Below are 11,395 nucleotides of genomic sequence, written 5' to 3'. Positions count from 1 at the left end.
ACAATCACGTATTTGTCACGAACGGTGTCTGTGGCCGTGTCAGACGACGCCATGTCCATCGGTCTCCATGTGAAACGAAGGGGTTGCTCTCACGGTCAGAACACGTGTGAGGATCGTTCACGTGCACGGCAGTCGTGTCGGTGACACTTATTCGTCCGGACCGCCTCATTCGAGGTATGAACTGGCAGGCAGACTGGGGGCTTCGGTTCCGGATGTTCCTGACGATGTTTCTGTTGTTTGCGCTGTACATCGTCTTCGCGGGGGTGATCACCGCCTACATTGGCGGCAATCTGCTCGTCTTCGGGATGTTGTTCGGCGGGATGTCGCTGGTCCAGTACTACTTCAGTGACACGCTCACGCTCAAGAGTATGGGTGCGAAGACGGTCTCGGCCGACGAGTATCCGCAACTCCACGGCTCGGTCGAACGCCTCTCACAGCAGGCTGACCTCCCCAAGCCGAAAGTCGCAGTCGTCGACTCACAGGTTCCCAATGCCTTCGCGACCGGCCGCAATCAGAAGAATGCGGCTGTCGCGGTGACGACCGGACTCATGCGAACGCTCAATCAGGACGAACTCGACGGCGTCCTCGCGCACGAACTCGCCCACGTCAAAAACAGGGATATGATGGTGATGACGATCGCCTCCTTCCTCTCGACGATCGCGTTCATGATCGTCCGCTGGGGGGCCTTCTTCGGCGGCGGCCGCAACCGTAATCAGGGCGGGGTCGTCGTCGCCATCCTCGTCTCCTTGCTCGTCTGGATCATCAGCTACCTCCTGATTCGGGCGCTCTCGCGCTATCGCGAGTACGCCGCCGACCGCGGCGCGGCCGCGATCACCGGTAACCCCTCGGCGCTGGCCTCCGCGCTCCTGAAAATCTCCGGGAAGATGGACAAGGTCCCGAAAACCGACATGCGCGAGGAAGCCGAGATGAACGCCTTCTTCATCATCCCGATCAAGTCCGGCGTCGTCGGCCGCCTCTTTAGCACCCATCCGCCGACCGAGCGACGGGTCGAACAGCTGCGCTCCCTCGAGCGCGAGATGCAATCGTTCTAAGGGATCGCCACCCTCTGTGATCGTATGGGACTGCTCGACGGACTCCGATCCGTCCTCGGCTTGCGCGCCGAGACGGACGCCAGACGCGACGCCGATCCGGACGATCTCTTCGGGATGAGCACCGCCTACCTCACGATGGAGGCCGACCTTGGCTACGACTCGACGGACGTCGGCGCGCTCTGTTTCTCCGGCGTCGACTCCCGGAGCTTTCAGGACGCCGTCGACGAGGTCGAAGCCATCCTCGCGGCGGGCCGCGAGGAGACAGGAACCGAGTTCTCCGTGACCAGCGACGACCACGGCTATCACTGGGTCGTCCTCGAGGACGACAACCCCGAAGACCTGATCACGAGCATGCACTTCGCCGCGGACACGTTCATCGAACACGGCTACGGCTCGCGGCTGCTCGCGGCGGTGTTCGCTTACGAAGACCGCGACGGAACGGCCTACTGGATCTACTCGTTTCGCCGCGGGGCCTTCTATCCCTTCGCGCCCCGGCCCGGTCGCGAACGCGACTCGAGCGCGGAGTTCAAACTCGAGTCGACACTGGACGGCGAACTCGAGATCGAACGCGACAAGGAGTACTGGTACCCGCTCTGGCCGAGTTCGGGCGGAACCCATCCTTGGGAGTGAGCCATCACGAACGCCTTCGAGTTTGACCGAGATCAAACCGGCTGTTCGGTGAGTGACCAAACTCTGTTGGCACCACTGGTATGAGCCGTGGCCGCATAACGAGCCATACGGCAGGACACCCACCACGCCACATCATCATCAACTGCGCCATACACCAGTTGTCCCGGGTTCCTGCCGATCCTTCTGACCACTCGAGAGTCCCGAGTCAGGGCTACGTTTCGCGTCGCATCGAGCACACCGATCTGCATCTGTCGCTGACTGTCGCATACGTTATATCGGTTCGTTCGGTACTCGTCGGTAGTGACAGACTGGACTCAGTTCAGAGGCGACCCCCAGCATTCGGGGTGTCGACGCGACCTCGAGGGGCCCCGTCAGATCGCAGCTCGCTGGACGGCCGACCTCGTCGGCCCCGCCGGGTCGCCGGTTCTCGATCGGGACACCGTCTTTGTCGGAACGAGCAACGGGAACTGCTACGCGTTCGAGCGCGACACCGGCCGCCGTCGCTGGGTGTTCGAGACGACGGCGGCGACCGAGATGGCACCGGTCGTCACCCGCGACGCCCTGTATCTCGCCACGGACGAGGGTGTCGTCTACGCCCTCGAGCCTGCGACCGGCGAGCAACGCTGGCGGACCGACCTTCCGGGTGGGCTCGAGGCCCCGCTCGCACTCGCGGGAGAGGCGCTCTACGCTGGCCACACAGCCGGGCTCTCGGCGCTTGAGGCCGACAGCGGCGAGGTCGTCTGGACACACGAGACGGACACGCCCGTCGTGGGTGCGCCGGCTGTCGACGGCGAGCGAGATAGAGACCGCCACGGGGGTTGGGGAGCCCGTCAAGAGGACGAACAGGATCTCGATCTGTTGTCGCTCGAGGACGCACAGATGGACGCCGACGACGGAATACACGATCAGGACCGCGTCTACGTCGCCACCGCCGACGGGACGATCCGGGCACTCGAAGCGGCGACCGGCGAAGACTGCTGGGACGCACCGATCGGCGGGACGATCGTCGATGGGCCGACGGTCGTCGGCGACCGGGTGTACGTTGCCGACGACGAGGGGACGCTGGTCGCGTTACACGCCAGTAGCGGCCAGTCCTGGTTCACCTACGAGATTCAAGGGTCGTTCACCTCGGCGGCGACCATCCTTGAGGATGCCGATATGACGTTCGTCGGGGCCGCGGATGGCTATCTCCACGTCACCGATACGACATTCGGCCGGCGGAAACTTCGGGGCTGGCTGTTCGCGAAGAAAGGCATCGCTCTGGACGGCGCAGTCACCTCGAGTCCCGTGCTCGCCGGCGACGTCCTCTGTGTCGGCGACGCGACCGGGTCGCTGTACGGCATCGACGTCGCCGACGACGGCGACCTGTCCTGGCACTACGGCCTCGAGGATACTGTGACCGGCTCGCCAGCGATCGGCGAGCAAGCGCTGTACGTCGCCACCGGCGAGCGTCTCGCCTGCCTCGAGTGGGACGCCGACGCCCGCGGTCGCTGAATCTTCTCGCTGGTCGCCGGTCGGCACGAACCGCGTGTTTCCGTATAAATTTGTCGTCCGTCTCTCGAGTACCCCCTCGCAGTCTTGCACTTTCACTTTCACCCTCCTGTTAACGAGGGTTTATACGGGGTCCGGCACAACGACTGAGTATGCCTGAAGCAGACCTCGAGACGCTCCCCGGTGTTGGCCCCGCAACCGCAGACAAGCTTCACGACGCTGGCTTCGACTCGTTCCAGAGTCTCGCCGTCGCGTCGCCGTCGGAACTGTCGAACACGGCCGACGTCGGCGAGTCGACGGCCGCGGACATCGTTCGCGCCGCCCGTGACGCCGCCGACATCGGCGGCTTCGAGACCGGGTCGACCGTCCTCGAGCGACGAAACGAGATCGGGAAACTGAGCTGGCATATCGACGAGGTCGACGACCTGCTCGGTGGCGGTATCGAGACCCAGTCGATCACCGAAGTGTACGGTGAGTTCGGCTCCGGTAAATCTCAGGTCACTCACCAGATGGCCGTCAACGTCCAGCTCCCGAAGGAAGTCGGCGGACTGCACGGCAGCGCCATCTTCGTCGACAGTGAGGACACCTTCCGGCCGGAGCGAATCGACGACATGGTTCGTGGCCTCGACGACGAGGTCATCAACGCGACGCTCGAGGACCGCGAAATCGAAGGCTCGGCGGCCGACGAGAGCGCAGTAGACGAACTCATCGAGGACATCCTCGACAAGATCCACGTCGCGAAGGCGTTCAACTCCAACCACCAGATGCTGCTGGCCGAGAAAGCGAAGGAACTGGCTGGCGAACACGAAGAGTCGGAGTATCCCGTCCGCCTGCTGGCGGTCGACTCGCTGACCGCCCATTTCCGAGCGGAGTACGTCGGTCGTGGCGAACTCGCAGACCGACAGCAGAAACTCAACAAACACCTCCACGACCTCGATAAGGTCGGCAACCTCTACAACACCGCCGTCATCGTCACGAATCAGGTCGCCTCGAACCCCGACTCCTACTTCGGCGACCCGACCCAGCCGATCGGTGGCAACATTCTCGGCCACAAATCGACGTTCCGGATCTATCTGCGCAAATCCAAAGGCGACAAGCGGATCGTCCGTCTGGTCGACGCACCGAACCTTGCCGATGGCGAAGCCGTCATGCGCGTTCAGGACGGCGGACTGAAACCGGAGTAACGCGGTTCGCGTCGAGGCCGACCCTGTCTGTTATTCGAGTGTGACCGTGGTCGAGTGACCGAACTCGACAGTAACTACGTAGCTGCAGTACTCGAACGAAAGCCGACCGATACGGTCACCGAACCGACCACCGTTTGACGGCGCGAAAACTGCCTCGAGCGCGTCGGGATCGATCACGTCCCACAGCGGCGGCAACTCGAGGGTATCGACTCCTTCCGCATCGGCCACTGCGCTGATGATCATGTCAGCGACAGAATCGTCTCTCACCGACCGCCCGTCGTTCATCGACTACTGTATGTCTTCAGTTAGCAAAAGCCTATCTTTGCACGGAGTGAGAGTGCGCTGACGGGGTCGCGTGCAACGATCTCGGGGACGGTGATCGTCCCGAACGACCCACACACGCGATCGAACACGGTATCGTCTTGAACCCGCTATCCGAGGTCGGTCCTGAGCAGTAACTGACCCGCGGTCGGGAAACGCGTGGTGACGATCGAACGAACAGAACCCGGTCTTCGGCGCCGAACGAACGGCCTCAGTCTTCGGTCGTCGTCTTCTCGACGTCGAGTTCGCCCTGATAGATCTCTGCGCCATCCTGAGCGACCTTTTCGGCCAGCACGGCGCACTTGATGCGCATCGGCGAGATGTCGACGCCGAGCATGTCGATCACGTCGTCGCGGTCCATCTCGAGCAACTCTGCGACCGTTTTTCCGCGCAGTTCTTTTGAGAGCATACTCGCGGAGGCCTGGCTGATCGCACAGCCGTCGCCGGAAAAGGCGACCTGCTCGATCGTCTCCTCGTCGTCGGCGAGTTTGACGTCCATGCGAATCTCGTCACCACACATCGGGTTCTCGCCGATGTGGGTGAAGGTCGGATCCTCGAGTTCCCCGTAGTTACGCGGGTTCTTGTAGTGGTCGAGGATCTGCTGTCGGTACATATCCGAGCCCAGTCCCATTGGTACCTTCGGGTAGCACTGAGAGTTGTAAAAGGGTTCCGGGGCTGGCGCTGTCACGTTACGACGAACGGTTACGTCGCTCGGCGACGACGGAAACGGAGGGGCCAGTGTACTGTGGGATCGGATACGCGGGTGCGGTCTTCAGAACTGGTGTACCGTTCGAGCACACCGAACGGTTGCTGGTCGATACTGCTTACGGCGACCCCTGGTCGATCGGGGGATTGAGGTAACAGGCGTCGGCGATGACGAAGACGCCGACGATCGCTGCGATGAGCAGCGTCTGACCGATCGAGACACCCAGTGCAATCGCTGTGACCAGTGCAACCGCGAACGCAACCGGAACGATCGCGAGGAGCAGATCGTACCGGGTTGCCGCGGTAAGAACGTCGACGATCGCGTCGACCGGACCTCGTTGGGGACGGCGGATGCGTTTCTCGTACATCGTTCTCACCTCGGCATGCGATGGTACACTCGCGATGACTAAAAACTCTGTGCGAGTTTGTTGTTGTTGTTCGTTGCGACTGAGCGGCGACGGCCCACTGTCCGCAGTTGTTATCGCTCGCCGGCCAGTTCGCCGTCGAACTGCTCGAGATACGTGCGTACGAATCGACCGCGAGTCCGGGCCAGTTCTCGGCCGACGTCGGTGTACATCCGATTGGGGAGGTCGAGGATTTTCTTTCGGAGGTGATTGTACTGGGTCTGCCCGGCGCTCGTGTCGTCGGCAGCGACCGGCACATCGGGATCGTACACCGGCGAGCCGAGCGTCCCCCCGTGGGCGAACGCGCGGGCGATGCCGACCGCACCGAGGGCGTCGAGGTTGTCCGCGTCACAGAGGAGTTTCGCCTCGAGCGTCTCGGGGTCGATCTCGTTCGAGTACCGATGGGCGCGAATACAGTGTTGGACGTGCTCGATCGTCTCCGGGGCCACGCCGACGGCCTCGAGAATCCGTCCTGCTTCCCAGCCACCCCAGATCGCATGATCGTCGATCTCGCCACGGTCTTCCTTGTTGCGGCCGATATCGTGGAGAAAGACCGCGAGGGACACCACGCGGCCGTCCACCGACGCCGACTGCGGGTGGCGCTCGAGTAACGTCTCCGCGAGCGTCTCGACCCGTTCGACGTGGTGCCAGTCGTGGGCTGGCGGGGCATCCTCGAAGTACGGGCGGGCGCGGGTTCGGACGGTCTCGAGCATGGGTGTCAGTGATCGGGACCTGATGAAAAATCCACTGCAACCGGCTGTCCGCTGGACGTCCCGGCTATCCGGAGCCGGGACGTGTATGACCCCACCGGATCAGAACCGGCCTGTCCGTCGGAGGGTCATCATCACGAACAGCAGGGCCGCGATCACGACCGCGCCGACACCGAATCCGGGGAGTTCGTCATCTTCGGACTCATCATCCGAGTCGTCCGTTTCAGCGGGCGTCTCGGCGTCGTCGACGGCCGCCGCGTAGGCGTCGGGATGGAACGTTTCTGCTAACTCTGTGACCGCGTCGACGGTCCGCGGCCCGGGGCGGTTCAGTTCGTTGATATTGACGACGACCGTCTGGTCGTTCTGGACGGCGGTCGTCGACTGGTACGCCGGTGCCTCTGGCACCTCGGGAGAGTTCGTGTTCGTGATGATCCAGTCGGGGTCGGAATCGATCACGATCTCGTCGTTGAGTTCGTGATACCCTTCGACGCCGGCTTCGGCCGCGACGTTCGTCGCGCCGGCGGCCTCGATGACGTCGTGGACGAACGTCTCCGAGCCGGCGGTGTAGCCGAAGAACGTGTAGAGCACGTCTGGCTGGTCTTCGCCGTCGATCGCGGCGTCGACGACTGCCAGTTCCTCGTCCATCCAATCGACGGTCTCGGCGGCGCCGTCACACGCCCCGACGAGCGAGCCGATCAGTCGCGTCCGATCACGAACCTCCTCGAGCGATGTCGCCTCGGGGATGTAGTAGACGGTCAATCCGGCTTCCCGAAGCGTCTCGATCGTCTCCTCGGAGACGTACGACGTGTCCGTGGCGAGGACGAGATCGGGCTCGAGGTCGACGACGATCTCGGGCTGGATCGTCTCGGCCTCGGTCGAGACCGACGTTCGCTCCTCGGACCCCTCGAGGTTCTCGGCGTGTTTCGTGAGGCCGATCACCTTCTCGTCGGCACCGATATCCCAGATCGTCTGGGCGGGGCTCGGGGTGAGTGTGACGACCGTCTCGGGTTCGTCCTCGAGTGTGACGTCCGTCCCGGTGGCGTCGGTTTTCGTGATGGGGTACGAACACTCCGCGGCAGTCGACGACCCAGCTGACGGTGCTTCGTTCCCGGCGGCTCCGAGCCCGGTCATCGGCGCAAGCGTTCCGACGACGACGAACGATACGACCAACAGTATCCGCATTCGACGCATACCAGCCCCTCTCTGACAATACAACATATTTGTTCCTATCACAAACAAACTTTCACAACGAACTGGCGGCTCACACACCGACTACGGCTGCAGCCCACTCGTGTGGACGTTGAGGGCGGCCCGCGTCCCGTCGCCGATGGCTCACTGCTCAAGGGACTGCCGGAAAAGACACAGCTGACACGCAGCGTTGGTCAGCGCGTTCGATAAAAAACCTGCAGACGCTACGCGAACAGCGCCCGCGCGTCGTCTAACGCAGCGATCAGTTTGTCGACCTCCTCGCGCGTGTTATAGACGTAAAACGACGCGCGAGTCGAGGCCGGTACGCCGAGTTTGTCGTGCAGCGGCTGGGTACAGTGGTCGCCCGCCCGTACGGCGACCGTGTGGTCGTTCAGGATCGACGTCAGGTCGTGGGCGTGGACTCCCTCGAGGTTGAAACTGACCAGTCCCCCGCGGTCGGGGCCGCCCTCGGGGCCGTAGATCTCGACGTCGCCTTCGGCTGCGAGTTGGTCGTAGGCGTAGGCGGCGAGTTCCTCCTCGTGAGCCTGCACGCGCTCCATTCCAAGCTCCTCGAGCCAGTCGATCGCGGCGTGGAGGCCGACGGCTTCGGCGATCGGTGGCGTCCCGGGTTCGAACTTCCAGGGGAGATCGCCCCAACTCGAGTCCTCGAACGTGACCTTACGGATCATGCCGCCGCCGTAGAGGTAGGGCTCGAGGTCCTCGAGCAGGGATTGTTTGCCGTAGAGGACGCCGATCCCGGTCGGGCCGGCCATCTTGTGGCCCGAGAAGGCGTAGAAGTCGGCGTCGATCTCGCCGACGTCGACGGGCCGGTTGGGGACGGCCTGTGCGCCGTCGATAAACGAGAGCGCGCCGTGTTCGTGGGCGAGATCAGTGAGTTCGGAGACGGGGTTGACGGTGCCGAGCGTGTTCGAGACGTGGACGGCGGAGACGAGCGCAGTGTCGTCGCTGATCAACTCGCGAGCGTGGTCCATATCGAGTCGGCCGGTCTCGTCGACGCGGATGTACTCGACGTTCGCCCCCGTTCGCTTGGCGATCTGTTGCCACGTGACGAGCGAGGCGTGGTGTTCCATCTCCGTGAGGACGACGTCGTCGCCGGACTCGAGTTCGTTCAGGCCCCACGAGTAGGCGATCAGGTTCTCGCTTTCGGTCGTGTTCTTCGTAAAGATGACCTCTTCACGGCCGTCGGCGCCGATGAACTCGGCGACGCGGTCGTGGGCCTCCTCGTAGGCGACCGAGGCCTCCTGACTCAGGTGGTGGATGCCCCGGTGAACGTTCGCGTTGGACTCGCGATAGTAGTCGCTCATCGCGTCGACGACCGGATCCGGCGTCTGGGTCGTCGCCGCGTTATCGAGGTAGACGACCTGCTGGCCGTCGAACTCCCGCTCGAGGATCGGAAACTCCTCGCGGATCGCCTCGACGTCCAGCGGCTCGAGGTTCTGCTGACTCATTGTGTGACTAGCAGGTATCCCAGACAAAACACTCCTTCGGTCTCTGACTGCTCGAGCGGGCGAAACCGTCCCGTTTCGACGGCCTGTGTCGGTGGGCAGTGTCGGGTGTCGGTACTGTCGACAGCAGACGCGAGACGACGGGAGGGGGAGGATGGCAGCTGGTGGTGGGAGGGGTGGTCGGCGATGCCCTAATAGGTCGTGGTCAGGACAGCCGCTCCCTACCATGCTTTCGTTGTATTGCAGCCGACATGTGAGTGTTGCCAAACTAGTTTGGGAATGTCTAACAATCGACGGTTGACCGTCGACCGCTGTCACCAGCGGAGTTTCCGACCCTGAAACCGCAACCCGTCGATTATGTGCCAATAATGTGTACTACCCAACACGATGGCTGCGATCGAAACGCACGGCTTGACGAAAGCGTACGGTGAGCTTACTGCCGTCGACGACCTCGATCTCACGGTCGACGACGGAGAGGTGTTCGGCTTTTTGGGACCAAACGGGGCCGGGAAGTCAACGACGATCAACATGTTACTCGACTTTACCCGCCCGACGGCGGGGTCGGCGACGGTGCTCGGCTACGACGCTCAGGAGGAGGCCGACGCGATCAGTCCCCGCGTCGGCGTCCTTCCTGAAGGGTTCGACATCTATCCTCGTCTCTCGGGCCGGCGCCATCTCGAGTTCGCGATCGAGACCAAAGCCGCGACGGACGATCCCGACGCGCTCCTCGAGCGTGTCGGCCTCTCGGCTGCAGACGCCGCGCGGCCGGCCGGCGACTACTCGAAGGGGATGCGCCAGCGCCTCGCAACCGGCATGGCGCTGGTCGGCGATCCCGACCTGCTCATCATGGACGAGCCCTCCTCCGGCCTCGACCCCCACGGCATCCGCGAGATGCAAGACCTCGTCCACCGCGAAGCCAAACGGGGGACGACCGTCTTCTTCTCGAGTCACATCTTGGAACACGTCGAAGCGGTCTGTGACCGTATCGGGGTGTTAAACGAGGGCTCCCTCGTCGCCGTCGACACCATCGAGGGGCTCCGCGAGTCGATCGGTGGCGGGGCGACGATGGAACTCACGCTCGATGCAACCGCGGACGACCTGCTCGAGACCGCACGCGACGTCGTGGGCGTCACCGACGTCGTCGCCTCCGGTCACACCCTCGAGTGTTCGATCACCGATCCGGCGGCGAAGGCATCCCTCGTCGTCGCGCTCGACGGTGCGGGGGCGACGATTCGAGACGTACGGATCGACGACGTCTCGCTCGAGTCGCTGTTTACCACGCTGACGAACGATGACAGCGAGAGTGGCGGACAGGCGACTACCGATCCCGGAGCCACTGCCGTGACGCCGGAGGGGAACCGATGACGTCGCATATCACGACCGTCGCCCGCAAGGAGTTCGAGGATGCCGGGCGATCGAAACTGCTCTGGGCGCTGATCGGGCTCCTCGTCGGCATCGTCGCCATCGGTTATACGGCGATCTGGTACACGGCCGACGACCCAACAGCGGCTGAGGTGCTTGGCTTTCTGGGGTTCCCGCTACAGACGATCGTGCCGATCGCCGCCCTGATCGCCGGCTACATGGCCGTCGTCGGGGAGCGTCGCTCGGGCAGTATCAAACTCCTGCTTGGCCTGCCGCCCAATCGGACCGATGTCGTCTTCGGAAAACTGCTCGGGCGAATGGCCGTCGTCGGCACGGCCGTCGTCCTCGCCTTTCTCGTGGCACTCGTGTTGGGTGCGGTCTTTTTCGGCTCGGTGCCGGTGGTCGACTGGCTGTCCTTTGGCGCGATCACACTGTTGTTCGGCCTCGCATTCGCCGGCCTCGCGGTCGGCGTCTCCGCCGGCGTCTCGACGCGTGGGAAATCGATGGCGATCGTCGTCGGCATCTACATGATTTTCGTCGCCCTGTGGGAACTCCTCACGGCTGGTCCGTACTATCTCATCTACGATCGAGGGCCGCCGATCGAAGCCGAAACGTGGTATCTCGTCGTCCAGCAGTTCAACCCGATGTCGGCCTATACGACGCTCGCGAGCACCGTCGTCGAAGGGTCCGTCCCTTCGTTTACGTTCCAGTACGGTCTCGAGGACTTCGAGGCGTCTCAGATGACGCCGGCCGAACGGTACGCGGGTGAGGTGCCGTTCTACCTCGAGGACTGGTTCGGCGTCGTCGTCTTGTTGTTCTGGCTCGTCGTCCCCATCGCCATCGGCTACTATCGGTTCACGAAAACTGATCTGTAGTCCGCGT

Annotated in this window: 12 protein-coding genes; 6 read left to right on the top strand and 6 right to left on the bottom strand. The window is 63.3% G+C overall.

Features of this window, described 5'->3' with window-relative positions:
• The first annotated feature begins 176 nt into the window (after nt 1-176).
• The 4 genes from htpX to radA all read left to right on the top strand — a co-directional run bounded on the left by htpX (nt 177) and on the right by radA (nt 4,357).
• Nucleotides 177-1,052: a zinc metalloprotease HtpX gene (gene htpX, locus GCU68_RS05360; protein WP_152939637.1), complete on the top strand. Its 876-nt coding sequence runs from the start codon at nt 177-179 to the stop codon at nt 1,050-1,052.
• A 24-nt stretch (nt 1,053-1,076) separates the two neighbouring features.
• Nucleotides 1,077-1,682 (top strand): PspA-associated protein PspAB, encoded by a 606-nt coding sequence (gene pspAB / locus GCU68_RS05355; protein WP_152939635.1) that lies wholly within the window; start codon nt 1,077-1,079, stop codon nt 1,680-1,682.
• 300 nt (nt 1,683-1,982) lie between these two features.
• Complete coding sequence (locus GCU68_RS05350) at nt 1,983-3,176, top strand: outer membrane protein assembly factor BamB family protein (RefSeq protein WP_152939633.1); 1,194 nt, start codon at nt 1,983-1,985, stop codon at nt 3,174-3,176.
• A 149-nt stretch (nt 3,177-3,325) separates the two neighbouring features.
• The gene (gene radA, locus GCU68_RS05345) at nt 3,326-4,357 is read left to right on the top strand and encodes a DNA repair and recombination protein RadA (protein ID WP_152939631.1); all 1,032 of its coding nucleotides are present in this window, start codon (nt 3,326-3,328) and stop codon (nt 4,355-4,357) included.
• A gap of 30 nt (nt 4,358-4,387) precedes the next feature.
• Here radA and GCU68_RS05340 read toward each other — a convergent pair whose 3' ends face one another.
• The 6 genes from GCU68_RS05340 to GCU68_RS05315 all read right to left on the bottom strand — a co-directional run bounded on the left by GCU68_RS05340 (nt 4,388) and on the right by GCU68_RS05315 (nt 9,154).
• Nucleotides 4,388-4,642 (bottom strand): HalOD1 output domain-containing protein, encoded by a 255-nt coding sequence (locus GCU68_RS05340; protein ID WP_152939629.1) that lies wholly within the window; start codon nt 4,640-4,642, stop codon nt 4,388-4,390.
• A 247-nt stretch (nt 4,643-4,889) separates the two neighbouring features.
• On the bottom strand, nt 4,890-5,309 hold the full coding sequence (gene sufU, locus GCU68_RS05335) for a Fe-S cluster assembly sulfur transfer protein SufU (RefSeq protein WP_152939628.1): 420 nt from the start codon (nt 5,307-5,309) through the stop codon (nt 4,890-4,892).
• Between the two features lie 193 nt (nt 5,310-5,502).
• Nucleotides 5,503-5,751 carry a hypothetical protein gene (locus GCU68_RS05330; protein WP_152939626.1) on the bottom strand — a complete coding sequence of 83 codons (249 nt, stop codon included), beginning with the start codon at nt 5,749-5,751 and terminating at the stop codon, nt 5,503-5,505.
• Between the two features lie 110 nt (nt 5,752-5,861).
• Nucleotides 5,862-6,500: an HD domain-containing protein gene (locus tag GCU68_RS05325; protein ID WP_152939624.1), complete on the bottom strand. Its 639-nt coding sequence runs from the start codon at nt 6,498-6,500 to the stop codon at nt 5,862-5,864.
• 99 nt (nt 6,501-6,599) lie between these two features.
• On the bottom strand, nt 6,600-7,688 hold the full coding sequence (locus tag GCU68_RS05320) for a PGF-CTERM-anchored ABC transporter substrate-binding protein (RefSeq protein ID WP_227014945.1): 1,089 nt from the start codon (nt 7,686-7,688) through the stop codon (nt 6,600-6,602).
• Nucleotides 7,689-7,909: 221 nt separating this feature from the next.
• Nucleotides 7,910-9,154, bottom strand: coding sequence for an aminotransferase class V-fold PLP-dependent enzyme (locus tag GCU68_RS05315; RefSeq protein ID WP_152939623.1), 1,245 nt, complete (start codon nt 9,152-9,154; stop codon nt 7,910-7,912).
• A gap of 384 nt (nt 9,155-9,538) precedes the next feature.
• On the opposite strand from GCU68_RS05315, the gene GCU68_RS05310 reads away from it, so the two are divergent.
• Nucleotides 9,539-10,516 carry an ABC transporter ATP-binding protein gene (locus GCU68_RS05310; RefSeq protein WP_152939621.1) on the top strand — a complete coding sequence of 326 codons (978 nt, stop codon included), beginning with the start codon at nt 9,539-9,541 and terminating at the stop codon, nt 10,514-10,516.
• The gene (locus GCU68_RS05305) at nt 10,513-11,388 is read left to right on the top strand and encodes an ABC transporter permease (protein WP_152939619.1); all 876 of its coding nucleotides are present in this window, start codon (nt 10,513-10,515) and stop codon (nt 11,386-11,388) included. Before GCU68_RS05310 ends, GCU68_RS05305 begins: the two co-directional genes overlap by 4 nt.
• Nucleotides 11,389-11,395 lie beyond the last annotated feature (7 nt).

It is taken from the genome of Natronorubrum aibiense (genome assembly GCF_009392895.1).
GTDB lineage: Archaea > Halobacteriota > Halobacteria > Halobacteriales > Natrialbaceae > Natronorubrum > Natronorubrum aibiense.
Note: the sequence above shows the minus strand (reverse complement) of the source record. Positions and strands in the feature narration are given on the sequence as shown.

Excerpts from the sequence above, each read along its gene's own strand:
- htpX (WP_152939637.1), top strand. The coding sequence starts at position 177 with ATGAACTGGCAGGCAGACTGGGGGCTTCGGTTCCGGATGTTCCTGACG.
- pspAB (WP_152939635.1), top strand. The coding sequence starts at position 1,077 with ATGGGACTGCTCGACGGACTCCGATCCGTCCTCGGCTTGCGCGCCGAG.
- radA (WP_152939631.1), top strand. The coding sequence starts at position 3,326 with ATGCCTGAAGCAGACCTCGAGACGCTCCCCGGTGTTGGCCCCGCAACC.
- GCU68_RS05340 (WP_152939629.1), bottom strand. The coding sequence starts at position 4,642 with ATGAACGACGGGCGGTCGGTGAGAGACGATTCTGTCGCTGACATGATC.
- sufU (WP_152939628.1), bottom strand. The coding sequence starts at position 5,309 with ATGGGACTGGGCTCGGATATGTACCGACAGCAGATCCTCGACCACTAC.
- GCU68_RS05330 (WP_152939626.1), bottom strand. The coding sequence starts at position 5,751 with ATGTACGAGAAACGCATCCGCCGTCCCCAACGAGGTCCGGTCGACGCG.
- GCU68_RS05325 (WP_152939624.1), bottom strand. The coding sequence starts at position 6,500 with ATGCTCGAGACCGTCCGAACCCGCGCCCGCCCGTACTTCGAGGATGCC.
- GCU68_RS05320 (WP_227014945.1), bottom strand. The coding sequence starts at position 7,688 with ATGCGTCGAATGCGGATACTGTTGGTCGTATCGTTCGTCGTCGTCGGA.
- GCU68_RS05315 (WP_152939623.1), bottom strand. The coding sequence starts at position 9,154 with ATGAGTCAGCAGAACCTCGAGCCGCTGGACGTCGAGGCGATCCGCGAG.
- GCU68_RS05310 (WP_152939621.1), top strand. The coding sequence starts at position 9,539 with ATGGCTGCGATCGAAACGCACGGCTTGACGAAAGCGTACGGTGAGCTT.
- GCU68_RS05305 (WP_152939619.1), top strand. The coding sequence starts at position 10,513 with ATGACGTCGCATATCACGACCGTCGCCCGCAAGGAGTTCGAGGATGCC.